Origin of the sequence: Maricaulis sp. (assembly GCF_017642925.1) — a bacterium.
GTDB lineage: Bacteria > Pseudomonadota > Alphaproteobacteria > Caulobacterales > Maricaulaceae > Maricaulis.
In genome coordinates this window covers 99,104-122,802 of the sequence record NZ_JAEPOL010000006.1, presented here as the reverse complement: position 1 = coordinate 122,802, position 23,699 = coordinate 99,104, and the positions used below count along the sequence as shown (strand labels likewise).

Genomic DNA, 23,699 nt, shown 5'->3' with positions numbered 1-23,699 from the left:
TCTCGGACCGCAAAACCGGTCCCCACTTTTGCTGAAAATGCTCTAGCTGTCTGTACCCGGGCGTTTGCCGAAGGGGACAAGGATGGCAACGGTGATAGCGACCGCGACGGCCGGCCAGCCGAACGCGATCGCCTGATCGGTCTGACCGCGGGTCAGGCTCCAGGCGGCCGCGGTAAAGCCGGCCGATGACAGGGTGGCTGCCGTGAGCAGCACGATCAGGCGGAATGCCATCTACTCCTCCAGTCCCCCCTCAAGAGACCGGTAGCGGTCCTTCAGGGCCTTATCATGGCAGGTGTTGGCTAACGATCGGTTTCCGCCGCCGGCGCCTTGAAGGGCGCCGGCGGCGGTCTGTTACCGGTTGTCGGGTTGAGACCGGACGCGTTTCAGGCCCAGCCGGGTGATCCGGTAGGGGCCGCTGCCGTGCGACGCGATATAGCGCCGGCGCCGCAGCTTGGCGAAGAGGGCAAGGGAACAGCCGTTCCAGGCCCATCCGTCGCGCGTGACGGTGGTGATATCGATAATGCGGCCGCGTTCGTCCTTCTCGAAATCGATACGGCCGCCCTGGGCGAGCAGGTGCAGGACCCGCTGCTCGGGCTTGGATATGTCCATGGTGATGTCAGCTTGAAAAAGGCACACGAAAACGCCGGCCGCAGCTCACGCATGCGGCAGCGTCGATCGATCAGGCCCGGTCGGTCTTGACCGGGCCCTATCGGGCCTCTTGGCTGATGGACATAAAGTCTCCGAAAGTCAGGTTTTCGGAGATAGTCGCTTCGGCGTTGCCGTGCAAGCCGGGCGGGGGCGGTTACCCGCCCATCAGGGCGCCCTTGATCCCGTCAAAGATGAATTGCGCGGCCAGTGCGGCAAGGATGACGCCGAGGATCCGGGTGATCATGGCCGCCATCGACTCGCCGATCAGCTTCATCACCGGACCGATCATCAGGAAGACGACCAGACAGAAAACCAGGATGATCGCCACGGCCGCCAGAACAATGCCTTGCTCGGTCAGGCTGGTGGCGTCGGACATGAAGAGCATCATTGTGGCGATGGCGCCGGGGCCAGCCAGCATCGGGATGGCCATCGGGAAGACAGAGATGTCGTCCCACTTTTCCGGATGCGTATCGTGTTCGCCGATGATTTCCTCGGCGCGCTCCTCGCGGCGCTCGGTACGCTTCTCGAAGATCATTTCCAGCGCCATCAGGAACAGCAGAACGCCGCCGGCGGCGCGGAAAGCGTCCAGCGAGATATGCATGGCGTTCAGCAGCCAGGCCCCGCCCAGGGCGAAGCCCAGCAGTACGCCCGAGGCAATCACCACCGAGCGGATCGCCATCGAACGGCGGTGCGATTTCGGCGCGCCATCGGTCAGCGCCGCAAAGATCGGCGCCACGCCGGGCGGGTCGATGGCCACGAAGAAGGTGACCAGGGCGGAGGTGAAGAGTTCGAGCATGCCGGTGTCCTGTCTGTGGCCGCCCGCATAACCGGAGCGCGCAGAAAGGTCACGGAATTTCTCGTGCATGGCTTTGCAGGATAGTCATGCAAATTGGCCGTGGGCGGGCTGAGGAAAGGTGTGTCTCGCGCGCTGCGGGCGGATATTCTGCAGATTGCAGACGGGGGAGGGATCATGCCGGACTGGTTACCACCGATACTCGGGACGCTGGACATCGCAGCATTTGCCGCGCTGATCATCGGTGTGATGTGGAATGCGCGGGAAACCCGGCGTTCCACCTATATCAATCTGGAGGCCGAAGCGCTGAACATCTTCCGCTTCGAAGCAGAGCATCGCGCCGTTCTGGCCCGGATATTCAACGAGCCCGGGGACAGGCCGGTCGAGCTGGATGATGAAGAGACTGTCGTTGCCAACAATTACTTCCTCCAGATCCTGAACCTGTTCGAGATTGCGGTGCGGCTGCGCAGCCGGGGCAATCTCGATCCGATGATTTTCGGGACCTGGGTGTCCTGGTTTCTCGAAGTGTCGGAGATGGGCTGGTTCCGGCGCAACTGGCCTGACTACCGGCTGCACTATTCACCGGACATGCGGGGTATATTCGACACCTATTTCCGCACCGTTCCGGACCTCTCCATACCCTTTGAAGAGCGCCAGCACTTCTTCTTCGAGGCGGCGGCGAAGCAGATGAAGTGCCGCACGGTCAAAAAGTGGCTCGACAATGCCTGATATCGATATCCGCCCGCTTGAGCCCGCCGGAATTGCCGCAGCAGCCGAATGGGCGGCTGCCCAGCTCCGGCCGATGCCGGCCTATATCTCGCACGGGGAAATCCTGTCCGGCCGCAGTCCGGACGGAAAGCGCTGGGCGGAGGATCTGGATGTCGTGCTGGCGAGGGATTTCTCGGCCTGCCTGGAAGGCGGCGGGTTTGTGCTTGTCGCGCGGCGGGGCGATTCGATCGCGGGATTGTGCGCGGTTGCGCTCGAAAGTGCTGCCGGCACCCGGATCGCGACGATCGAGGACCTGCTGGTCGGTGAAGACGGGCGGGGCCATGGACTGGGGTCCCGGCTGCTCCAAGCTGCCGAGACGCTCTGCCGCGAAAACAATGCCGACCGGATCATGCTGGAAAGCGGCATTGCCAATGATCGCGCCCACAGCTTCTTCGAGGCGCGGGGCTATCGCGCCGTATCGAAAGTCTTCCTGCGCGAGCAATAGGCGGGCCTGGTTCAGGCAGCCCGGATGCTTTCGAGGAACTGCGTCACCTGGACGTGCAGCTCGCCGGAGGCCGAGGTGAGGTCGCTTGAGGCGCGTTGCATCCCGGCGGTCGCATTCCGGCTCGATGTCATGGCCGTGTCCAGCCGGGCGACATTCTCCGCGACGCGCTCGGAGCTTGTGCTGGCGATCCGGGCGCTGTCATCGATCTGATGGGTGGCGCTGGACTGGTCCTCGACGGCCTGGCGGATCGTTCCGGACAGGGCACTGATGCGGTCGATCGTTGCGGCGATATTGCGGATCGCGGTCTCCGACTGACGGGCGACGTCCTGCACCGAGGCGACTTGGGCGGTGATGTCTTCCGTCGCCTTCGTGGTCTGTTCGGCCAGGGCCTTCACTTCGCTCGCCACGACGGCGAAGCCCTTGCCTGCCTCGCCTGCGCGGGCGGCCTCAATGGTGGCATTGAGCGCGAGAAGATTGGTCTGGCTCGCGATCTGGCTGATCAGCTCGACAATCTCGCCGATCGTTCGGCCCGTCTCGGACAGGCGGCCGACGATCTCGTCGGTCTTGCGGGCCTCGGCGACCGCCGTCGCGGCGATCTCGGCGGCCTGGTCGGCATTGGTGTTGATGTCGGCAACCGACAGTGACAGCGCATCTGCCGAGCGGGAAACGGTTTCTACCTGGGTGCGCGATTCGCCGGACGCCGTGCGCACTTCCTGCAGGGAGGCCAGGGACTGTTCCACGGCTGTCTGCAGGTCACCGGAATGCCGCCCGACCGTGCCGGCTGCATCGGTCAGCGTGTTCACGACGGTAAGGACCGAGCGCTCGAAGTCCTCGGCGACCTGACGCATCAGGGCCTCGCGTTCGCGGGCGATCTCCGTCTGCTGGGCATATTGCCGCTCGGCTTCTTCACGAGCGCGATCGGCCAGATTGGTGCGGAATTCGATTACCGAACGGGCAATGGCGCCGATCTCGTCGCCGCGGTCGGCCCCGTCGATCTCGATATCGAGATCGCCGCTGCGCAGCCGGTCCAGCCCTGTCTGCAAACGTCCCAGGGGGCGTGCTACGCCCAGGGCCAGCCAGATGGCCAGGCCGAGGAAGGCCAGACCGACAGGCGCGCAGGTCAGGCCGATCACCAGCATCTGGTCGGCAATCAGCGCGTCGATGTGTGCGGCGATGTCACCGGAGACGAAGGCCTGGGCCGCTTCGGGCGAGCCGAGCTGGCCGAGCATGGCCTGACGGAAGGCGTAGAAGGCGAAGGCGGTACCGCCCATCATGATGGCACCTGCGGTGACCACCATCACGACGAAACGGCCTTTGATCGAAAGGGTCACGGTGAAGACGCCCCTGGCTGCTGTGCGGACTTCCGGGTGTTCCGGTCTGGTCCGATCTTGTGCGCCGTGAGCGTAAAAATGAGGTAACCGCGATCAGCCCTGCGTCAAAGAGTCCGGCCGGCCCCAGGCGACAAAGGCACCATTGAGATAATCGGTGTCCGACTTGCCGTAGAGGAAGGGCGTGCCTTCGGGCGTCAGGACATCGCCTCCAGCCGCTTTCAGCACGGCGTGGCCCGCGCCGGTATCCCATTCGCAGGTGGGGCCGAAGCGCGGATAGACATCGGCCGAACCCTCCGCCACCAGACAGAATTTCAGCGAGCTTCCGGCGGAGACTTTTTCGGTGACTCCGACACTGTCGGCGAAGGCGACGGTCTTCTCGTCGGCGTGGGAACGGCTCATCACGGCCGTTTTGCCGCCTTCGGGAGCCTGGCGCGTGACGATCGGCTCAAGACTGTCGCGGCTGACCGGCTGGCCGGGCTTCAGCGCGCCGGCCCAGGCGGTCTCGCCGCCGACGAAAATGCGCTCGCGCGCCGGCGCATAAACGCAGCCCGCGGTCGGGGTGCGGTCCTCGATCAGCGCTATATTGATCGTGAACTCGCCGTTCTTGTTGATGAATTCCTTGGTGCCGTCGACGGGGTCGACCAGGATGAAGGCGCGGCCCGTATCCGGGCGCAGACCGGCACTGAAGCTCTCCTCGGCGAGCACCGGCACATCCGGTACGCACTTTGCCAGCTCTTCCAGGATAATGGCTTCGGCCAGTTCGTCCGCATCCGTCACCGGCGAGCGGTCGGCCTTGCCGCGCGTGTCAAAATCGCTGTTGTAGACCTCCATCACCTTTACCGCCGCAAGGCTGCAGATACGGGCGAATTCGAAGGCAAGCGCATTGCGGTCGGCGGGCAGGGACATCGTCGGCATAACCTAGTGAGAAACGGCGTAAAGAAGTGTGCTTTGGGGCATAGGGGAATTGCCCTGCCGCGCCAAGCCTGTATGCAGGGTTTCCGGCGCGGGCCGGATCAGGACGGGAGCAGGGTGTGACGCAGGCGCCGGACATTTGCGTACATATTGTCGCCTATCGCAGCCGTGACACGATCGGGCGCTGCCTTGCCGCGCTCGAGGCCCAGACCGTGCGGCCGGGCGAGGTCCTGGTCCTGGAAAACGGCTCGCCGGAGGGCGAGCGGGTGACGGCTGCAGACCTGCCGGGCTGGGCGACCTTTATCGAGTCCGACACCAATCTGGGCTTTGCCGCCGGCAATAACCGGCTGGTCGCGAAGAGCTCCGGCCGCTGGGTGGTCTTTCTCAATCCCGACGCCTTTGCGCGGCCCGACTGGATCGAACAGCTGGCAGCCGCGATCGAGCGCTATCCGGACGTCGCCCTGTTCGGCTCCACCCAGTACAGCGCCGAGCGCCCGGACCTGCTGGACGGGGCCGGCGATGTCTATCACGCCGCCGGTCTGGCCTATCGGGCGGCCTATATGCGCCCTGTCTCCCTTCTGCCGGAGGAGGGCGAGGTGTTCGGGCCTTGCGGTGCTGCGGCCATGGTCCGGCGCGATGTTTTCGAGGCGCTGAACGGCTTCGACGAAAGCTTCTTCTGCTACAATGAAGACGTCGATCTCGCTTTCCGCGCCCGCCTGCTGGGCCATAGGGCCATCCAGCTGCGTGAGGCAGCCGTCGAGCATATGGGGTATGCTTCGTCGGGGCGGCGGTCGGAATTTGCCACCTATCACGGCGTGCGCAACCGGATCTGGGTGTTCGCCCGCGACATGCCGGGCTGGCTGTTTCCGGTGCTGGTCCCGTTTCACGTCATCGCCAATCTCGCCCTTTGGGGGGCGTCGGCGCGGCAGGGCCAGTTCGGGCTCTACGGCCGGGCTGTCCGGGATGCCCTGGCCGACTGGCCGCGGATCATGCGGGAGCGTCGCGAGCTTCAGGCGGCGCGTACGGTGAAGCCGTCAGTCTTTGCGCGGATGATGTGCTGGAACTCCCGGGCGCTTCTGACCCGCGAGCCGGATATCCGGCCGGTTCAGCGCTGACCGGGCTTCAGCACTCGATTTCCTCGAGCGCGATCAGCTCGGCGCGCTGCAGATCAATCGTGTTGCGCTCGAAATCCCAGTCCGGCCAGATGCCGATATAGCCGTGATCCCAGACACAGGTGGGCGGCGATACGTCGAAAGTGATGTCCTGATAGTCGTCGCCGACGGCATGGCGCTCCCATCCGTCCTGGCCGATGCCGGGCAGGAAGACGTTGAAGCGTACCCCTTCCGCCGGCTGGTCTGCGGCAGCGCGTACGCGGAAAGTCAGGCGCAGGCGGTGACCCTGCAGGGCTTCGAGCTCATTGGGCGCCAGTGCGAAAAAGGCTCCCGCCGACTGCATGCCATCCAGCGGTCCGCGCGATGCCGCGATGCGCACGAAAGCGGTCTGTCCCTCAGTCAGGAAGGTCGCTTCCAGCCCGTTACCCGTGCCGATCGCATTCAGCGTGTCGCCTTCATAGACCAGGCCCTCCGCCTGGATCTGCTCCGGGGTTCGCTTGGTGGAATCGCCGAAAGCGAGGGCGCCGGCGACCATGCCGCCCGTGACGAGGGCGGCGATCGGGTAAAAGGCCCAGTCAGGCAAGGAGAACATCGCGCATCCCGTGATCGCGTTACCGGTGCGACTGTTTGGCCCGTGATGCGGAGAAGGTCAATCGCGCCGCCCTGCCCGCGGATCGCTCGTCACGGACTCAAAATGGCCGCGTTTTGCTGATGATATCTGCCGTGAACGCCAGTGTGTCCGGCGGAAAACTTGAGAGGTCACTTGAACTTTTCACCGACGCAGCCGATTCTGGACGTATGAACGTGCGTCCGGAATTGCCCTCAGATCCGCTCAAGGAGGCCGTCGCCCGGCTTGATGGTGCGATGACGCGTGTCGAGCGCGTGGCCGGCCGTATGCGGGCGCGCGTCGAACGCGCCGAGACGGCGGCCGACCAGGCTCGCAATGCCGATGACGACCGGGCGCGGCTGGCCGAAGCGCTGGACGAGGCGCGCGGCCGCGAAGCCGCGCTGCATCAGGCTGCCCAGGAAGCGTCCGATGCGCTCGACCGGGCGATCGAGGACCTGCGCGGTCTGGCAGGTGAGGAGTAGGCGGCATGTCCAAGGTCACCGTGACACTCAATGGCCGCGAGTTCACCATCGGCTGCGAAGACGGCCAGGAAGCCTATCTGCGCGAGCTCGCCGGTCAGCTTGACCAGCGCGTCGGCGGGATCGTCGAACAGGTCGGCCAGATCGGCGATGTCCGGCTCCTGCTGATGGCAGCCCTGATGCTGATCGACGAGCAGAAGGATGCGGAGCGGCGGGTCGAGGCGCTGGAGGGCCATATCGAGCGTCTGCGTCATGAACGCCATGGCGCAGCCAGCCTGCAGGCCGAAGAACGCCAGCGCATGGTCAGCTGCCTGATCGATGTGGCCGAGCGCCTTGAGGCCTTTGCGACCGATCTGGAAGGCGAGCCGCCGGCCCAGTCCGATACGGATGATGCGGCGGGTGCACACCTTGCAGATGCGCGCGCTTGAGACTGACGCCGGAAAGCGCCACATAGACATCGTGACGGTTATCTGCTGCGTGCGATAGGAGCGTTTATCCCGCTGACCGTACATCTCCACGAGGGAGCTGCCTCTGTTCGGGACCGTGGTCCCTTTCACGCGGCGCCCACCTGAATTGTCGGGTCCGTGGGGATACACACGCACCACCGGCGCAAGTGGAGCCGTCACACCCGCTGTCCGCCAGGATCATGACTGAAACGACTGACGCAAAATCCGTCCTGAGGCGCCGTCTGATCGCCGACCGCATTGCCGCATCGGCCGCCCGGCCGAAGGCCGGCGAACGGCTGGTTGATCATTTTGCACCCAACTGGCGGCCGCACGCCGGCATGGTCGTGGCGGGGTATCATCCGCTGCCGCACGAGATCGATCCCGGGCCGCTGATGGCGTCATTCGCCGCGGCAGGCGCCCAGCTCTGCCTGCCTGTCGTCCAGGGGCGGGACCGGCCACTGGTCTTCCGGTGCTGGCGCGCCGGCGACACGCTGGAAGCCCGGGCCTTCGGCGTGAAGGAGCCCACGGACCGGGCACCTGAAGCCGTCCCCGATCTGGTTCTTGTGCCGCTGGTCGGTGTGGACCGCCAGGGTGTACGCCTCGGCTTCGGGGCGGGTTATTACGACCGCACGCTGGCCCGGCTGCGCAAAGCCGGCGAGGTGCGGGTCGTCGGGCTGGCCTATCCCGAACAATGCGTCGATCGCCTGCCTTGCGAGGATCATGACCAGCGTCTCGATGCGCTGGTTACCGACGAAGGCTGGCAGGCTTTCCCCTGAGCACAAAAGGAAACGCCCCGCCAGAAAGGCAGGGCGCTCCGCATTCTTCAAAGTCCGGACATCGCCTAGTAGCGGTAATGTTCCGCCTTGAACGGACCGGTCTGCGGCACGCCGATATAATCGGCCTGGTCGCTGGAAAGTTCGGTCAGTCTGGCGCCGAGCTTGTCGAGGTGCAGGCGGGCAACCTTCTCGTCCAGGTGCTTGGGCAGGATGTAGACCTCGTTCTTGTACTCGTCGCCCCTCGTCCAGAGCTCGATCTGGGCGAGCGTCTGGTTGGTGAAGGAGGACGACATCACGAAGGAGGGGTGGCCGGTCGCATTGCCCAGATTCACCAGGCGGCCTTCGGACAGCAGGATGATGCGGTTGCCGTCCGGAAACTGTACGAGGTCGACCTGCGGCTTCACATTCGTCCACTGGAAGTTCTTCAGGCTCTCGACCTGAATCTCGTTGTCGAAGTGGCCGATATTGCAGACGATCGCCATGTCCTTCATGGCGCGCATGTGGTCGACGGTGATGATGTCCTTATTGCCCGTCGCGGTGACGAAGATGTCCATCTCGGCGGTGACATCGTCCAGGCGCACAACCTCGAAACCGTCCATACAGGCCTGCAGGGCGCAGATCGGGTCGATTTCGGTGACATAGACACGGGCGCCGGCGCCGCGCAGCGATTCCGCCGATCCCTTGCCGACATCGCCATAGCCGCAGACGACGGCCTTCTTGCCGGCCATCATCACGTCGGTGCCGCGGCGGATGGCGTCGACCAGGCTTTCGCGGCAGCCATAGCGGTTGTCGAATTTCGACTTGGTGACGCTGTCATTGACGTTGATCGCCGGGAAGGGCAGCTCGCCCCGCTTGGCCATCTGATAGAGACGCATCACGCCGGTCGTCGTCTCTTCGGAGACGCCCTGGATGGCGTTCTTGGCCTTGGTGAACCAGCCCGGCGTGGCTTCGAAACGCTTGCGGATCTGGGCGAAGAGCGCGGTCTCTTCCTCGGACTTCGGGTGATCCAGCAGGGAATGATCGGCCTCGGCCTTCTCGCCCAGGATCAGATACATGGTGGCATCGCCGCCATCGTCCAGGATCATGTTGGCGGTTTCGCCGTTCGGCCAATGGAAGATGGCGTCGGCATAGTCCCAGTACTCTTCCAGCGTCTCGCCCTTGTAGGCGAAGACCGGGATTTTCTGCTCGGCGATGGCCGCCGCGGCATGGTCCTGGGTGGAGAAGATATTGCACGACGCCCAGCGCACTTCGGCGCCCAGCGCGACCAGGGTCTCGATGAGAACCGCGGTCTGGATCGTCATGTGCAGCGAGCCGGCGATGCGCGCGCCCTTCAGGGGCTGGGCCTTGCCGAACTCCTCGCGCAGGGCCATCAGGCCCGGCATCTCGATCTCGGCCATCTCGATCTCGGTCCGGCCCCATTTGGCCAGCGAGATGTCCTTGATGACGTGGGGGTGGTCGGCGGCGAACTGGGATTTATCCGCAACAGCAGTCATGACCTTCAGGTCCTCTTCGTGTTTCGGGTTTCTGACGGGGCGCCGGATGAGCGCCGGAAATACCGGGGCCGGCGCATGGCTGCGGCCGGCCCCGTCATTTAGGTTCGGGGTGGTCTAGGCGAGCCCGCGCAGCGCGTCCACCAGGTCGGTCTTCTCCCAGGAGAAGCCGCCATCCTCGGCCGGCTTGCGGCCGAAATGGCCATAAGCCGCGGTGCGGGCATAGATCGGGCGGTTCAGCTTCAGATGGGTGCGGATGCCGCGGGGCGACAGGTCCACCAGCTGGCGCAGCGTATCCTCCAGCTTCACTTCATCGACCTGGCCGGTGCCATGGCAGTCGACATAGAGCGAAAGCGGTTTGGAGACGCCGATCGCGTAGGACACCTGGATCGTGCAGCGCTTGGCCAGGCCGGCGGCCACGACATTCTTGGCCAGGTAGCGGCAGGCATAGGCGGCCGAGCGGTCGACCTTCGTCGGGTCCTTGCCCGAGAAGGCGCCGCCGCCGTGCGGGGCCGCGCCGCCATAGGTGTCGACGATGATCTTGCGGCCGGTCAGGCCGGCATCGCCGTCCGGGCCGCCGATCACGAACGTGCCGGTCGGGTTGACGTAGAACTCGTCCTCCGGCGGCAGCCAGCCATCGGGCAGGACTTCCTCGACCACCGGGCGGACCAGTTCGCGCACCTGGGCCTGGTTGAGATTGGGCTTGTGCTGGGTCGAGACGACGACGGACGTGATCCCGGCGGGAATGCCGTTCTCATAGCGCATCGTTACCTGGGATTTGGCGTCCGGCTCGAACTCCGGCCGCTCGCCGCTTTTGCGCAGCTCGGCCATCCGCTTGAGGATCTTGTGGGAATACAGGATCGGGGCCGGCATCAGCTCCGGCGTCTCGTCCGAGGCATAGCCGAACATGATGCCCTGGTCGCCAGCGCCTTCATCCTTGTCGTCGCCAGCGTCCACGCCCTGGGCGATGTGGGCGGACTGTTCGTGCAGGAAATTCTGGAAGTTGGCGTGCTTCCAGTGGAAGCCCTCCTGCTCATAGCCGATATCGCGGATCGCCTCGCGGGCGGCCTGCTCGATTTCGTCATTGTCGATCTCCGCCGCGCAGCGGACCTCGCCGGCCAGGACGATCTGGTTCGTCGTGGTCAGGGTCTCGCACGCCACGCGCGCTTCAGGGTCCTTGGACAGGAAAAGGTCGACGATCGTGTCGGAGACACGGTCGCACACCTTGTCCGGATGGCCCTCGGAAACGCTCTCGGAGGTAAAGATATAAGAAGGTCTGCTCACTGCGCATATCCTCATATAAAGATCGCTTTATATCGCGTGGGGTAGAACAGATACGCGGGCCGGATGCAAGCCTCTTGGTGAAAACATGCCCGGCGGTTCCGCTGCAGCCACCCCCTTTCAATCCATCGCACATAAAGATATCTTTATGTCGTCATGTTATTGCGTTATAGATTGGCGCAAGCGAATTCGACATGCCCTGAAACACCGGCTGCGCGCCGGCGGGGCCAACTGAAGGTGACCCATGAGTGCGGACGGCAGTACGATGCAGCCCCGGAACGGACTGAACGTGTCCTTCGAATTCTTCCCGCCCAAGACCGAGGCGATGGAAGAGACGCTCTGGGAGTCGATTTCCCGGCTTGAGCCCCTGTCGCCGAGTTTCGTGTCGGTGACCTATGGTGCCGGCGGTTCGACGCGCGACCGGACGCACCGGACCGTGCGCCGTATCGTGCGCGAGACGGGGATCCGGCCCGCCGCACACCTGACCTGTGTTTCGGCGACGCGTGAGGAGATCGATGACGTGATCCGCGACTACTGGTCGGCCGGTATCCGTCACATCGTCGCCCTGCGTGGCGATCCGCCGGACGGGATCGGCGAGGCCTACACGCCGCATCCGGGCGGCTATGCCAACGCTGCGGAACTCGCGGGCGGAATCCGCAAGATCGGCGATTTCGAGATCTCCGTCGGCTGCTATCCGGAAAAGCATCCGGAGAGCCGCGATTTCGACTACGATATCGACCTGCTGAAGAAGAAGATCGACAACGGGGCCACGCGCGCCATCACCCAGTTCTTCTTCGAACCGGATGTGTATTTCCGCTTCCGCGAGCGGGCGGAGCGCGCCGGTATCACCATCCCGATCGTGCCGGGCATCATGCTGCAGGCCAATTTCAATGGTCTCAAGCGGATGGCGGGGCTGTGCGGGGCCAGCCTGCCGGTCTGGCTGCACGAGGCCTATGAAGGACTCGACGAGGACGCCGGCACGCGCAAGCTGGTGACGGCCCATGTCGCGGCCAAACTGTGCAGCAAGCTGCAGGCCGGCGGTGTCGACAATTTCCACTTCTACACGCTCAACCGGGCCGAGCTGGCGCTCTCCACCTGCCAGCTGCTTGGCGTGAAGGCCGAACAGCGTGAACCGGTGGGGGTTGCGTGATGAAGACGGGCGAACGGGTTGAAGCGCTTGCCGCGCTGGGGCGCGAGCGTGTCCTGATCCTCGACGGCGCGATGGGCACCCAGATCCAGGATCTCAAACTGGATGAAGAGGGCTATCGCGGCGAGCGCTTTGCCGACTGGCCGTCGGCGATCAAGGGCAATAACGACATTCTCAATCTCACCACGCCCGAAGCCGTGAAGGCGATCCACAAGGCCTATTTCGAGGCTGGTTCCGACATCGTCGAGACCAACACGTTTTCCGCCACCTCCATCGCCCAGGCCGATTACGGCATGCAGGACCTCGCGCCGGAGATCGCGCGCGAAGGTGCGCGCCTTGCCCGTGAGGCCGCCGACGAGATCGAGGCGGAAACCGGCACGCCGCGCGGCGTGGCCGGGGCGATCGGGCCGACCAACAAGACGCTGTCGATCTCGCCGGATGTGAACGATCCCGGATTCCGCGACATCGACTTCGAAACCATCCGCAAGGCCTATCACGAGCAGGCTGCTGCCATGGCCGAGCATGTCGACTTCTTCCTGATCGAGACCGTGTTCGACACACTCAATGCCAAAGCCGCCATCAAGGCGCTGCTCGACCTCAAGGCCGAGACCGGTATCGACCGGCCGATCATGATTTCCGGGACGATCACCGACCGGTCCGGACGTACCCTGTCCGGACAGACGGCCGAGGCCTTCTGGTACTCCGTGCGCCATGCGCGGCCCTGGGCCGTGGGGCTGAACTGTGCGCTGGGGGCGGAGGAGATGCGGCCCTATATCGCGGAGATCGCCCGGGTCGCGGACACCCGCATCATCACCTATCCCAATGCCGGCCTGCCCAATGACATGGGCGAGTATGATGAGACCCCGGACGAAACGTCGGGTTTCGTCGGCGAATGGGCGCAGTCGGGCCTGGTGAATATCCTGGGCGGGTGCTGTGGCACCACGCCGGAGCATATCCGGGCCATCGCCGAGGCCGTGAAGGGCGCCAAGCCGCGCCGTCCGGCCAAACGCGAGCGGGCCATGCGTCTGTCCGGCCTCGAACCCTTCGAACTTTCCGCCTGAAGGCAATTATTTCATGGCTGTTGCTGTACCCACCTTCGTCAATGTCGGCGAGAGGACGAATGTCACTGGCTCCGCGCGCTTCCGCAAGCTGATCACGGAGGGCGACTATGCCGAGGCCGTCTCGGTTGCCCGTCAGCAGGTCGAGAACGGCGCGCAGGTGATCGACGTCAATATGGACGAGGGCCTGCTCGACAGTGTCGAGGCCATGACTGTTTTCCTGCGCATGATCGCCGGCGAGCCCGATGTGGCCCGCGTGCCGGTGATGATCGACAGTTCGAAATGGGAAGTGATCGAGGCCGGTCTGCAGAATGTGCAGGGCAAGGCCATCGTCAATTCGATCAGCCTGAAAGAGGGCGAGGACCAGTTCCGCGAACACGCCGAGAAGTGTCTGGCCTATGGCGCCGCCGTCGTGGTCATGGCTTTCGACGAGACCGGGCAGGCCGATACCGCCGACCGCAAGTACGAGATATGCGAGCGGGCCTACAAGATCCTCGTCGACGAGATCGGCTTTCCGCCCGAGGACATCATTTTTGACCCCAACATTTTCGCGGTGGCGACGGGGATCGAGGAGCACAATAATTACGCGGTCGATTTCATCGAGGCGACCAAGCGCATCCGCGAGAACCTGCCCGGCTGCCATGTCTCCGGCGGCCTGTCGAACATCTCATTCTCTTTTCGCGGCAATGAACCGGTCCGCCGGGCGATGCACTCGGTCTTCCTCTATCACGCCATCAAGGCGGGGATGGATATGGGCATCGTCAATGCCGGCCAGCTCGACATCTACGACGATATCGATGCCGAGCTGCGCGAGCTGGTCGAGGATGTCATCCTCAATCGCCGCGACGATTCCACGGACCGGCTGCTCGAGGCGGCCGAACAGTATCGTGGGCAGGGCGGCGGCACGGGCAAGGAGCGCGACCTTTCCTGGCGCGAGGCCGCGGTCGGCGACCGTATCCGGCACGCCCTCGTGCACGGTATCAACGAGTTCATCGTCGAGGACACCGAAGAGGCGCGCCAGCAGTTCGACCGCCCCCTGCATGTGATCGAGGGGCCGCTGATGGACGGGATGAATGTCGTCGGCGACCTGTTCGGCGACGGCAAGATGTTCCTGCCCCAGGTGGTGAAGTCGGCGCGCGTCATGAAACAGGCCGTGGCTCACCTCATTCCCTTCATGGAGGAGGAGAAAGAGGCAGCGGGCGAGGAGCAGTCATCCAATGGCCGCATCGTGCTCGCGACGGTGAAGGGCGATGTCCACGATATCGGCAAGAATATCGTCGGCGTCGTGTTGCAGTGTAATGGCTATGACGTGATCGATCTCGGCGTGATGGTGCCTTGCGAGAAAATCCTGGAGACCGCCCGCAAGGAGAAGGCCGACGTGATCGGCCTGTCCGGACTGATCACGCCCTCGCTCGACGAGATGGTTTTCGTGGCCTCCGAGATGGAGCGTAAACAGATCGATATTCCGCTGCTCATCGGCGGCGCGACGACTTCACCGGCCCACACGGCCGTGAAGATCGATCCGGCGATCTCGGTCGCGCCCGTGGTTCACGTCCTCGACGCCAGCCGCGCGGTCGGCGTGGTGTCGAAACTCCTCTCCGACGGTCGCGACGACTATGCCCGCGATGTGCGTGCCGATCTCGCCAGGATCCGCGAGCGCCGCCTGGCCGCCCGTTCCTCAAAGAAGCGCGTGCCGCTCGCCGAGGCGCGCCGCAAAGGCTGGGATTGCGACTGGTCGCAATACACACCGCCCCGCCCGAACTGGACCGGGGTGAAAACCTTCGAGCCGGATGTCGCGACGCTGGTCGACTATATCGACTGGACGCCCTTCTTCTTCACCTGGGAGATGAAGGGCAGCTATCCGGCGATCTTCGACGACCCCAATCGCGGCGAAGCGGCCCGGTCATTGTTCGACGACGCCCAGGCGATGCTCAGGCAGATCGTGGATGAGGGCTTGCTCAAGCCGCGCGCCGTCTGCGGCTTCTGGCCGGCCAATCGCGACGGTGATGATGTGGTGCTGTACTCCGATGACAGCCGCAAGACCGTGCTCGACCGCTTCTACGGGCTGCGCCAGCAGGCTGCGAAGTCGAATGACCGGCCGCATCTCAGCCAGTTCGACTTCCTCGCGCCCGAGGGCAATGAGGACTGGATCGGCGGGTTTGCCGTCACCGCCGGCGACAATCCCGACGTGCTTGCGGCCTTCGAGAAGGCCAAGGACGACTACAGCGCCATCATGTTCAAGGCGCTGTCCGATCGCCTGGCCGAAGCTGCGGCGGAATGGCTGCATGAGGAGGTGCGCAAGCACCATTGGGGCTACGCGCCGGACGAGGCCCACTCCAATCGCGAGCTGATCGAGGAGGCCTATGCCGGCATCCGACCGGCGCCGGGCTACCCGTCTCAGCCCGACCACACCGAGAAGGTCACGCTGTTCAAACTCCTCGATGCGCCGGAAAATGCGGGCATCAGCCTGACAAACTCCTTTGCGATGACACCGGCCTCGTCGGTTTCCGGAATCTATTTGTCTCATCCGGACAGCCACTACTTCGCCGTTGGCCGGATCGAGCGTGACCAGGTCGAGGACTATGCCGGGCGCAAGGGCTGGACGGTCGAGGAATGCGAGCGGATGCTGGCCCCCATCCTGGACTATGCCCCGGGCGATATCCGGCAGAGCGCCTGAGTGCGGCGCCTGTCTTAGTGGTTGTTGCTACCTTGGGGAAACGATACACCATCGTTCACCTAGGGGAGTTCAATGAACGATATGTCTGCGCCCAAGATCCCGTTCAACAAGCCGGTTCTGGCCGGCCGGGAGCTGGACTATATCAAGCAAGCGATCGACTCCGGCCAGCTGGCCGGCGACGGGCCTTTCACCGAGCGGTGCGAGCAAGCCTTGTTGCAGCGCATCGGCGGTGCTTCGGCGCATCTGACGCACTCCTGTACCGCCGGCCTGGAGATGGCCGCGATCCTTTGCGATCTCGGTCCGGGCGATGAAGTGATCCTGCCCTCATACACCTTCGTTTCCACGGCCAACGCAGTCGTGCTGCGTGGTGCGACGCCCGTATTTGTCGATATCGAGCCGGAGACACTGAACATCGACCCCGTACAGGTGCGGGACGCTGTTACTGACCGGACACGCGCAATTTTCCCGGTCCATTATGCCGGCGTGGTCGCGGACATGGATCCGATCTGCGCGATCGCTGCCGAACACGGCCTGATGGTCGTGGAGGATGCTGCCCAAGCACTCGGTGCGACCCGCAACGGCCGCCCTGCGGGCTCTTTCGGCGACATGGCGGCATTCAGCTTCCACGAGACGAAGAACATCATCAGCGGTGAAGGCGGTGCGTTGATCGTGAACCGGTCTGGGCTTTCGCTGCGCGCCGAGATCATTCGTGAAAAAGGCACTAACCGCGCCCAGTTCTTCCGTGGCATGACCGACAAGTACAGCTGGGTGGATATGGGCTCTTCATTCTTGCCCGGCGAGCTCGTTGCGGCCTTCCTGTTCGGGCAGCTCGAGAAGCTGGATGCGCTGAACAACGAGCGGATCGCTGTCTGGAACCGCTATCACGCGGCGTTCGAACCGCTCGAGCGAACGGCCGGGGTCCGGCGCCCTGTCATCCCGGCCGTGTGTGAGCACAACGCGCACATGTATTACCTGCTCATGCCGGATCTGGATGCGCGCACGGCCTTCATCGCGAGTATGAAGGCAGCCGGTATCACCACGCCCTTCCACTATGTTCCGCTTCACTCGTCGCCTTTCGGCCGGACCTGTTCGCGGGTGCACGGGGCGATGTCGGTGACGGACGAGCTTTCCGATCGGCTGGTGCGTCTTCCGCTCTATCCGGGGGTCGGCCAGAACCTGGACCGGATCATCGAAACCGCGTTGCGGTCCGCCGGACATGGCTGACGCCGGTCAAGATAATCGACCGGCCGGTTCGTCGGGGACACGCCATTTCAATGCCGGGCCGGCCGGGCTTGTGTACTTCACCTGCGCAGCGGTCTTTGCGCTGATGTGGGTGGTCTACCTGTTCCGGTTCAAGAACGGCATTCCCCATGCCGATGACCTGAACTTCTTCATTCCGGCGATAATGGGCGCCGAAGGCATGCTGGACCCCGACTACCTGCTGCACAGCCAGGGACCCCATTTCCACTTTTCCTACAAGATCATGTCGTATCTGCTCCTTGAGGAGTTCGGCTATAACACGCTTGTGTTCTCGGCGACCGGTCCGCTTGCCCTGATCGGGCTGGTGATGCTCGTCCGCGGGTATATCGCCGAGTTCGAACGTGACGCGGAGATCGGGAATCCGCAGTACCGGGCCGTGTGGATGGCCAGCGGTGCGGTGATGGTTGCTTTTTTCGTTTTCACGCCGCTGCGTTCGGTCGACTTCAGCTATGACATGCTCGCCCTGAACGGGAATCTTGCCTATGTCGCATTCACAGCGACATTGGTGTGTACAGCGCTTTATGTGCGCCGGCGGATCGGACACCTGATCTTCATCGTCGTGGCGATTGTGCCTGTCTTCGTCGTGGGCGTGGCGACTTTCAAGACCTTCTACGCTGCCGGCTTCGCCGCGATGGCGCTTGTGTCATTGCCGGATCTTTTTGCCCGGATCCGGGCCGGAGACCTGGCTGCCTTGCCGAAGGCCTATCTGCGTCATGGCGTGGTGATCGCCTGTTTCGCGGCCAGCTGGCTGCTGTATGACGTGCTTCTGGCGAAAACCGGCTATCGGGCGCCCGATCCAGGCAGTGTCGGGATCGCCGATCTCGTCGGCTGGGTTCGCTCCGGCGTCTATCAGAGTCTCGGAGGGGCGACCCTGACGGACTATTTAGAGCTCGCTGACAAGGCCGAGGCGATCAAGACAGGGTTGCTGGTGCTGTGCGCAATCTGCAGCGCGGCCGTGGCGCCATTCCTGATCGCCCGCGGACATATCGTTGTGCTGGCACTCATGGGGCATGCAGTGCTCGCCGCCATCGGTGCGGGACTGGTGCGAGGCGTGGTTGAAGCACCGCGTTACCAAGGTGTGCTGAGCTTCTTCTGGATCGGTGTCCTGCTGGCTTTCCTGTTTGCTGTGCGCGCACTCGTCGTTGAACGCAGTGTTCCCCGCCAGCGCTTTGCACGGTGGTCGAGTATCGCTGCGGTGGCCGGTGCCGGTGCGATGTTGCTGGTCAGCCTGGCTTCGATGTGGGGGTATGCGGCATATCTTCAGGAACAGGTCGACTACACACGCCGCTACATGTCGCGGCAGGCCGAGATATTCTACGGTCACCCCGTTCTGACCGAACAGGACGCGCAGGCGCTGCGGTGCCGCCGTCCGCTGGAGATGTGTCAGGCAGCAGTCGATCTTGTGCGGGAAAAACGCGCCGTGCGCATCTCCGAGTGAGAGCCGCTTCAGTCTTGCGGCGTCTGCTCGGCGAAAACCCAGAACTGCAGCGACAAAAAGATTGTCACAGCCGCCAGGCCCATTGCGACGAGCTGGGCAAGCGGATGTGGTATGTCGAGCAGCCGGTAGAGCCCCGCCAGCGCGCCGATCTGCACGACGTATCCCATCAGATAGGCAGCGACATAGCGTGGCGCTGTGCGTTGCCAGGCGTGGGTGCTGCGGAACGTCCAGCCCCGGTTGAGCAGGTAGGTGATCGCTATGCCGGCCGCGAAGGCTCCGGTTGTCGCAATTTCTGGCGATACGCCGAGAAAGGTGATGCCGAGATAAGCCAGATAAAGCAGCAGATTGGTTCCGCCACCGACCACCAGATAGCGCAACAGCCGGAACAGCGCCGGATGGGTGGCGGGCCGGGGCAATGAAGCCGGGTCCGGGAACATGTCAGGCGGCCGGGGCGGACGGGCGGTAGAACTCCGGCACGTCGTGGGGGACAAACTTGATCAGCGGGACATTCTTCCGGAGGAAGGCGGTCTCTGCCTCGGAACGGCGGCGGGTATAGGTCCGGTCCGACAGGTTGAAATAGGATGTCTGCGGGTCGGGGGTCTCCGGGAGGCTGTCGACGGCGACGAGTTGTCCGGCAAATCGCGGGTTCTCGGCTTCAAATGCGTCGATGAACTCCTGCAGCTTGGCGATTTTCTCGTCGACCGAGCGGTCCAGGAACTGAAAGCCGATCTTGTCCGACAGGTCCTTGGCCGGTGCACCACCATAAATCCGGTTCTCCAGCATGTCGCCGGTAACGACCGAGCCCAGCATGGCCATGCTCTTCGGTTCGATGCGAACGGGAGAGACCAGGCAATGTCCCACCAGCCAGGCGTCTTTTCCTATATGCATGTATTTGTGGGAGTAAAAGCGCGATCCCTCGACCACATCGCCGAATTGCGCATGGGTCCAGATCTGGCTGCCTGCGCCGATCCCGACATTGTCGTCAATGTCCAGCCCGCCCATCGTGTCGAGGATGACATTGCCGCCGAACCAGCAATTCCGGCCGATGCGCAGGGGGTGAACGCCGTGGCAGAAGGCGCGCTCGTGCAGCTTGGTGTAGTCGCCGATGACGAATTCGGGGCACAGGATCTTGGCGCCGGCGCCGACATAGGCAAAGTCGCCGATAACGACACGCTTGGCCGGCCCCGACTTGCCCCGGATTATGGCCCCTTCCTCGACGATTGCACCTTCGCCGATAATGACTTCATCAGCCTCGATCGTGCCGTCGATACGGGAGGGATAGCGCGTCTCGCTCATGGTGTGTCCTTCGGGCGTGGCGGCGTGCCGGGAGCGTCCGCGGCTGCGAGTGTGTCGACGATGAAGACCGGCCGCCGTTTCGCCTCCGCCAGTGCCCGTCCGACATAGAGGCCGACCAGGCTGATCAGGAAAACCTGCAAGCCTCCCAGGAAGGATATCAGGCTCGCCAGGGAGGCGTAACCGGGTACGGAAATGCCGTTGACCAGCGCGTTGACCGTGATGGTCAGGCCAAAGAGCACACTGGCGATACACACCGCAACGCCGACCCCGGTCATCAGCCAGAGCGGTTTTTCGGAATAGGCGATGATGGTTTCCAGGCCGAGCTTGGCCAGTTTGAACAGGTTGTAGGACGACTTGCCCTCGGCCCGCTCATTGCGCGGCAGGCGCAGGCGGCGCGTTTCGAAGCCGAGCTGCGTCATGATTGCGGGAAAGAGGCGCAGCTGTTCGGGATAGGCCCGGAAGGCCGCGGCGACCTTGTCGGAGAATATCCTGAAATTTCCGAACTTGCTGGAAACTTCGAGGCCGGACGACCAGCGCAGTGCGGTGTTGAACAGGGTGGAACCCAGATTGCGACCGGCGCCCAATCCGGATGTCTCGCGCTCGGCAATCACGACGTCGGCACCGGTTTCGATCGCATGGCGGTACAAATCCGCAATCGCTTCGGGCGGGTCCTGCAGGTCGCAGTCCATCACCACATACCAGCGGGCCCTGGCGTGTGCCATGCCGGCAGAAATTGCGGCGTGCTGGCCAAAATTGCGGCTCAGTCTTACCCCAAGCACGCCGGGATCAGCAGCGCTCTCCGCGAGAATTCCGGTCCAGCTGTCGTCCGGGCTGCGGTCGTCCACCAACACGATCTGGTAGCGCGCATTAATCCCGCGCAGCGTTTCGCGCAAGCGGCGAACGAGTTCTCCCAGCATCGCGGCGCCCTTGTAGACAGGGACAATGACGGCGATCTCCGGAAGGTCGGCATCGTCCGGCGTTGCACCGACATGGGGCGCTGAAATCTGCGGCACGGGCTGATGAACGCTCAAGGATTGTTACCCACTCTTTTCTTTGCCCTCCTAATGAACCAGAACAAGAACGGTTGCAATGTCGCCTTCGGCGGCGGCACCAGAGCGCAATCGAGCACGAAAAAGGATGGAATATGCGCCTCGCCTTCTTTGGAGATATTGTCGGAAAGACGGGTCGTCGCGCTGTCGAGGACCACTTGCCGGACCTCCGGGAACGCCTGGCGCTCGATTTCGTGGTCATCAATGCCGAGAATGCGGCGGCCGGCTTCGGCATCACCGAGCGGATCTGCAATCAGCTGTTCGACCTGGGCGCCGATGTCATCACGCTGGGCAATCATGCCTGGGACCAGCGCGAGGCGCTGAGCTATATCGAGCGGGAGCCGCGTCTCCTGCGCCCGGCCAACTATCCGGTGGGGTCGACGCCCGGCGCCGGCGCCAATCTCTACGATCTGCCCGACGGCCGCCGCATCCTGGTGATCAACGCCATGGGCAATCTCTTCATGGAAACGCTCGACGACCCGTTCGCGGCGGTTGAACGGGAACTGGCCGCAGCGCCCTTGGGCGTGGTCGCGGACGCGGTGCTGCTCGACTTTCACGGCGAGGCCACCAGCGAAAAGATGGCCATGGGCGTCTTCTGCGATGGCCGGGCCAGTCTCGTGGTCGGCACCCATACGCATGTGCCGACTTCGGACACGCGTATCTTGCCGGGCGGTACGGCCTATCAGACCGATGCCGGCATGTGCGGCGACTATGACAGTGTCATCGGCATGGACAAGGAAGAGCCTCTACGCCGTTTCACCACCCGCATGCGCTCCGGCCGCTTCGAGCCGGCGACCGGAGAGGCGACCCTGTGCGGCGTCTTCGTCGAGACGGACGATGCGACCGGGCTGGCCGTGCGGTGCGAACCTGTGCGGATTGGCGGCCAACTTTCGGAATATATTCCCGGCTGATGTGACAAAAATGATGCGTCGCGACGGTTTCTTCCGTTTCCAGCCGCTCGCCTCGCTTGATCGTCTCCCCGCCTCCGCTAGCGTGACGAGACCGGATTGTCGCGGCCTGCCTGCGATGATGTCTGGTGCCGGCCAGGCGGGCGCGCGCCGTTCAGGCGGACCGCACTGCGCGCAAGGTGGATCGCTTTGGGCCGGCATGCGTTCGCAATCGGGGGAATGATTCTTGCGTGTGGTGCCAGTCAGGTCAGTGAGTGCAGGGGAATTCATGTTCAAGCAGACGATCCGCTTCGAACGCGCACAGGACGCCTATGTGTTCGACCGGCACATGACGGATTTCCTCCGGCTGTGCGACAAGGAGACCGCACAGGGCGATGATGAGGCGTGTGTCTTCACGACCCGGCTTGAGGATGACGGGGCCTATATCCGCGTGGTCCAGACGGACAATGCCGACCTGCTCGGCCGCTTTCTCGCCTATCTGTCGGTTCACGACTTCCCGCCGGCCGCGGAAACCGGATTCCGCAAGGAACGCTATTATCTTTGAGCCTTCGGCCGACCCCGGCGCTGTTCTGAGATAAGGTCTTGATCTGAAGCGTCCGCGCGGGATGATGCTCCTGCAGAAACTCCGGGGGAGCGCGTGACCCGTATCGTACCAGTGATCATGTCCGGCGGTTCCGGTACGCGGCTCTGGCCGCTCTCGCGCACCGCGCATCCCAAACAGCTCCACGCGCTGGTCTCCGGGCGGACGATGCTGCAGGAAACCGTCCGCCGCGTCAGCGGCGCGGATGAGCGTTATCATTTCGAACCACCGATCGTGGTGCTCAACGAGCGGCAGTGCGATCTGGCCCGGTCGCAGCTCGAGGCGATGGACGCCGGTGCTGTGCGTCTGGTGGTGGAACCTGTGGGGCGGAATACGGCCCCGGTCGCAGCCGTGGCGGCGGAACTTGTCCGCCGCGAGCATGGCGAGGACGCGCTGATCCTGCTGCTGCCGGCCGATCATCACATTCGCGATGCGGCCGGCTTCAGGGCGGCAGTCGCAACCGGAGCCGGACTTGCCGAGAACGGCCACATCATCACCTTCGGCATCCAGCCCGAGCGCCCGGAAACCGGCTATGGCTATATCCGCCGGGGCGAGGCGCTGGACGGCGGCTATCGCGTCCGGGCCTTCACGGAGAAGCCCGACTTGGAGCGTGCCAAGGGCTTCCTGGCCGATGGCGGTTACTATTGGAATGCCGGCATATTCCTGTTCGGTGCGGGGCATCTTGCCACCGAGATGTCGCAGCACTGCCCGGATGTGCTCACGGCCAGCCGGGCCGCTGTCGAGGCAGCCGCCGGCGATCCGTCGACATTGCGGCTCGACGCTGCCGCGTTTTCCGCCTGCCCGTCGATCTCGTTCGACTATGCGGTGATGGAGCGTACGGAAAATGCGGCGGTCGTACCGGCCGATATCGGCTGGTCGGATGTCGGGGCCTGGGGGGCGCTGTGGGATATCGCCGAGCGCGACGCGGCGGGGAATGTGACGCGCGGCGATGTCGATCTGGTCGATACGCGCGGCAGCTATGTTCTTTCGACGGGCCGCAAGGTCGGTGTGGTCGGTGTCGACGACCTGGTGGTCGTGGAAACCGCCGATGCTGTCTTGGTGACGCGCCGGGAGACCAGTCAGTCGGTCAAGTCGATCGTCGAAGCGCTGCAGGCCGAGGGGCGGGCAGACCTGCTCTGACGGGCAATCCGGCCCGGGCCGGGTGCGCGTTTCGTGTGTCGTGAGCAGTGGCCATCGC

At 64.0% G+C, this 23,699-nt stretch carries 26 protein-coding genes and 1 other RNA gene; 15 read left to right on the top strand and 12 right to left on the bottom strand.

All coding sequences use genetic code 11. The features are described from left to right. Positions 1 to 42: 42 nt before the first annotated feature. The 3 genes from JJ918_RS06825 to JJ918_RS06815 all read right to left on the bottom strand — a co-directional run bounded on the left by JJ918_RS06825 (position 43) and on the right by JJ918_RS06815 (position 1,444). Positions 43 to 231: a hypothetical protein gene (locus tag JJ918_RS06825; RefSeq protein ID WP_291884952.1), complete on the bottom strand. Its 189-nt coding sequence runs from the start codon at positions 229 to 231 to the stop codon at positions 43 to 45. Positions 232 to 351: 120 nt separating this feature from the next. After that, positions 352 to 609, bottom strand: a complete 258-nt coding sequence (locus JJ918_RS06820; protein ID WP_271186275.1) for a YjhX family toxin — start codon at positions 607 to 609, stop codon at positions 352 to 354. Positions 610 to 802: 193 nt separating this feature from the next. After that, a complete protein-coding gene (locus JJ918_RS06815) occupies positions 803 to 1,444 on the bottom strand; it encodes a MarC family protein (protein ID WP_291884947.1) in 642 nt (213 codons plus the stop codon). Positions 1,445 to 1,618: 174 nt separating this feature from the next. Here JJ918_RS06815 and JJ918_RS06810 point away from each other — a divergent pair, with 174 nt between their 5' ends. Both JJ918_RS06810 and JJ918_RS06805 read left to right on the top strand, forming a co-directional pair. After that, the gene (locus JJ918_RS06810) at positions 1,619 to 2,170 is read left to right on the top strand and encodes a hypothetical protein (protein ID WP_291884944.1); all 552 of its coding nucleotides are present in this window, start codon (positions 1,619 to 1,621) and stop codon (positions 2,168 to 2,170) included. Then, positions 2,163 to 2,654: a GNAT family N-acetyltransferase gene (locus tag JJ918_RS06805; protein WP_291884941.1), complete on the top strand. Its 492-nt coding sequence runs from the start codon at positions 2,163 to 2,165 to the stop codon at positions 2,652 to 2,654. The genes JJ918_RS06810 and JJ918_RS06805 overlap by 8 nt, the downstream gene beginning before the upstream one ends. A gap of 11 nt (positions 2,655 to 2,665) precedes the next feature. Here the strand turns inward: JJ918_RS06805 and JJ918_RS06800 are convergent, their stop codons facing one another. Together JJ918_RS06800 and cysQ are read right to left on the bottom strand one after the other, a co-directional pair. Next, positions 2,666 to 3,985 carry a methyl-accepting chemotaxis protein gene (locus JJ918_RS06800; protein WP_291884938.1) on the bottom strand — a complete coding sequence of 440 codons (1,320 nt, stop codon included), beginning with the start codon at positions 3,983 to 3,985 and terminating at the stop codon, positions 2,666 to 2,668. Between the two features lie 93 nt (positions 3,986 to 4,078). Next, positions 4,079 to 4,891, bottom strand: a complete 813-nt coding sequence (gene cysQ / locus JJ918_RS06795; RefSeq protein ID WP_291884935.1) for a 3'(2'),5'-bisphosphate nucleotidase CysQ — start codon at positions 4,889 to 4,891, stop codon at positions 4,079 to 4,081. Between the two features lie 125 nt (positions 4,892 to 5,016). Between cysQ and JJ918_RS06790 the strand changes: the two genes are divergently transcribed. Then, positions 5,017 to 6,012: a glycosyltransferase family 2 protein gene (locus tag JJ918_RS06790; RefSeq protein WP_291884932.1), complete on the top strand. Its 996-nt coding sequence runs from the start codon at positions 5,017 to 5,019 to the stop codon at positions 6,010 to 6,012. Positions 6,013 to 6,019: 7 nt separating this feature from the next. Here the strand turns inward: JJ918_RS06790 and JJ918_RS06785 are convergent, their stop codons facing one another. Then, positions 6,020 to 6,601 carry a hypothetical protein gene (locus tag JJ918_RS06785; protein WP_291884929.1) on the bottom strand — a complete coding sequence of 194 codons (582 nt, stop codon included), beginning with the start codon at positions 6,599 to 6,601 and terminating at the stop codon, positions 6,020 to 6,022. A gap of 206 nt (positions 6,602 to 6,807) precedes the next feature. Here JJ918_RS06785 and JJ918_RS06780 point away from each other — a divergent pair, with 206 nt between their 5' ends. The 4 genes from JJ918_RS06780 to JJ918_RS06765 all read left to right on the top strand — a co-directional run bounded on the left by JJ918_RS06780 (position 6,808) and on the right by JJ918_RS06765 (position 8,317). Next, entirely contained in the window at positions 6,808 to 7,098 is a 291-nt protein-coding gene (locus JJ918_RS06780; RefSeq protein ID WP_291884926.1) for a DUF4164 family protein, read from the top strand. 5 nt (positions 7,099 to 7,103) lie between these two features. Then, positions 7,104 to 7,523, top strand: coding sequence for a cell division protein ZapA (locus JJ918_RS06775; RefSeq protein ID WP_291884923.1), 420 nt, complete (start codon positions 7,104 to 7,106; stop codon positions 7,521 to 7,523). A gap of 36 nt (positions 7,524 to 7,559) precedes the next feature. Next, a non-coding RNA gene (ssrS, locus tag JJ918_RS06770) (6S RNA) lies at positions 7,560 to 7,719 on the top strand. Between the two features lie 22 nt (positions 7,720 to 7,741). Beyond that, positions 7,742 to 8,317 (top strand): 5-formyltetrahydrofolate cyclo-ligase, encoded by a 576-nt coding sequence (locus tag JJ918_RS06765; RefSeq protein WP_291884920.1) that lies wholly within the window; start codon positions 7,742 to 7,744, stop codon positions 8,315 to 8,317. Positions 8,318 to 8,382: 65 nt separating this feature from the next. On the opposite strand, the gene ahcY is transcribed toward JJ918_RS06765, so the two are convergent. Both ahcY and metK read right to left on the bottom strand, forming a co-directional pair. Next, positions 8,383 to 9,810 (bottom strand): adenosylhomocysteinase, encoded by a 1,428-nt coding sequence (ahcY, locus tag JJ918_RS06760; RefSeq protein ID WP_291884917.1) that lies wholly within the window; start codon positions 9,808 to 9,810, stop codon positions 8,383 to 8,385. A 114-nt stretch (positions 9,811 to 9,924) separates the two neighbouring features. Beyond that, positions 9,925 to 11,091 carry a methionine adenosyltransferase gene (metK, locus tag JJ918_RS06755; RefSeq protein ID WP_291884914.1) on the bottom strand — a complete coding sequence of 389 codons (1,167 nt, stop codon included), beginning with the start codon at positions 11,089 to 11,091 and terminating at the stop codon, positions 9,925 to 9,927. Between the two features lie 241 nt (positions 11,092 to 11,332). Between metK and metF the strand changes: the two genes are divergently transcribed. From metF to JJ918_RS06730, 5 genes are all read left to right on the top strand, one after another. After that, positions 11,333 to 12,238, top strand: coding sequence for a methylenetetrahydrofolate reductase [NAD(P)H] (metF, locus tag JJ918_RS06750; protein ID WP_291884911.1), 906 nt, complete (start codon positions 11,333 to 11,335; stop codon positions 12,236 to 12,238). Then, complete coding sequence (locus JJ918_RS06745) at positions 12,238 to 13,296, top strand: homocysteine S-methyltransferase family protein (protein WP_291884909.1); 1,059 nt, start codon at positions 12,238 to 12,240, stop codon at positions 13,294 to 13,296. Before metF ends, JJ918_RS06745 begins: the two co-directional genes overlap by 1 nt. Before the next feature lie 13 nt (positions 13,297 to 13,309). Continuing rightward, complete coding sequence (gene metH / locus JJ918_RS06740) at positions 13,310 to 15,970, top strand: methionine synthase (protein ID WP_291884906.1); 2,661 nt, start codon at positions 13,310 to 13,312, stop codon at positions 15,968 to 15,970. Positions 15,971 to 16,042: 72 nt separating this feature from the next. Then, a complete protein-coding gene (gene rffA, locus JJ918_RS06735; protein ID WP_291884903.1) occupies positions 16,043 to 17,194 on the top strand; it encodes a dTDP-4-amino-4,6-dideoxygalactose transaminase in 1,152 nt (383 codons plus the stop codon). After that, positions 17,187 to 18,668, top strand: a complete 1,482-nt coding sequence (locus JJ918_RS06730) for a hypothetical protein (RefSeq protein ID WP_291884900.1) — start codon at positions 17,187 to 17,189, stop codon at positions 18,666 to 18,668. The genes rffA and JJ918_RS06730 overlap by 8 nt, the downstream gene beginning before the upstream one ends. Positions 18,669 to 18,676: 8 nt before the next feature. Here JJ918_RS06730 and JJ918_RS06725 read toward each other — a convergent pair whose 3' ends face one another. The 4 genes from JJ918_RS06725 to JJ918_RS06710 are packed head-to-tail and all read right to left on the bottom strand — an operon-like array spanning position 18,677 to position 21,171. Continuing rightward, entirely contained in the window at positions 18,677 to 19,105 is a 429-nt protein-coding gene (locus JJ918_RS06725) for a GtrA family protein (RefSeq protein ID WP_291884896.1), read from the bottom strand. A gap of 1 nt (position 19,106) precedes the next feature. Then, complete coding sequence (locus JJ918_RS06720; RefSeq protein ID WP_291884893.1) at positions 19,107 to 19,964, bottom strand: hypothetical protein; 858 nt, start codon at positions 19,962 to 19,964, stop codon at positions 19,107 to 19,109. Beyond that, complete coding sequence (locus tag JJ918_RS06715; protein WP_291884890.1) at positions 19,961 to 20,995, bottom strand: glycosyltransferase family 2 protein; 1,035 nt, start codon at positions 20,993 to 20,995, stop codon at positions 19,961 to 19,963. The genes JJ918_RS06720 and JJ918_RS06715 overlap by 4 nt, the downstream gene beginning before the upstream one ends. Further along, the gene (locus JJ918_RS06710; RefSeq protein ID WP_291885088.1) at positions 20,992 to 21,171 is read right to left on the bottom strand and encodes a hypothetical protein; all 180 of its coding nucleotides are present in this window, start codon (positions 21,169 to 21,171) and stop codon (positions 20,992 to 20,994) included. Before JJ918_RS06710 ends, JJ918_RS06715 begins: the two co-directional genes overlap by 4 nt. Between JJ918_RS06710 and JJ918_RS06705 the strand changes: the two genes are divergently transcribed. From JJ918_RS06705 to JJ918_RS06695, 3 genes are all read left to right on the top strand, one after another. Next, on the top strand, positions 21,109 to 21,924 hold the full coding sequence (locus JJ918_RS06705) for a TIGR00282 family metallophosphoesterase (protein WP_291884887.1): 816 nt from the start codon (positions 21,109 to 21,111) through the stop codon (positions 21,922 to 21,924). The two genes, JJ918_RS06710 and JJ918_RS06705, sit on opposite strands and share 63 nt — an antisense overlap. A 265-nt stretch (positions 21,925 to 22,189) precedes the next feature. After that, complete coding sequence (locus JJ918_RS06700) at positions 22,190 to 22,465, top strand: hypothetical protein (protein WP_291884885.1); 276 nt, start codon at positions 22,190 to 22,192, stop codon at positions 22,463 to 22,465. A gap of 93 nt (positions 22,466 to 22,558) precedes the next feature. Further along, positions 22,559 to 23,641, top strand: a complete 1,083-nt coding sequence (locus tag JJ918_RS06695) for a mannose-1-phosphate guanylyltransferase/mannose-6-phosphate isomerase (protein WP_291884882.1) — start codon at positions 22,559 to 22,561, stop codon at positions 23,639 to 23,641. Positions 23,642 to 23,699: the final 58 nt, after the last annotated feature.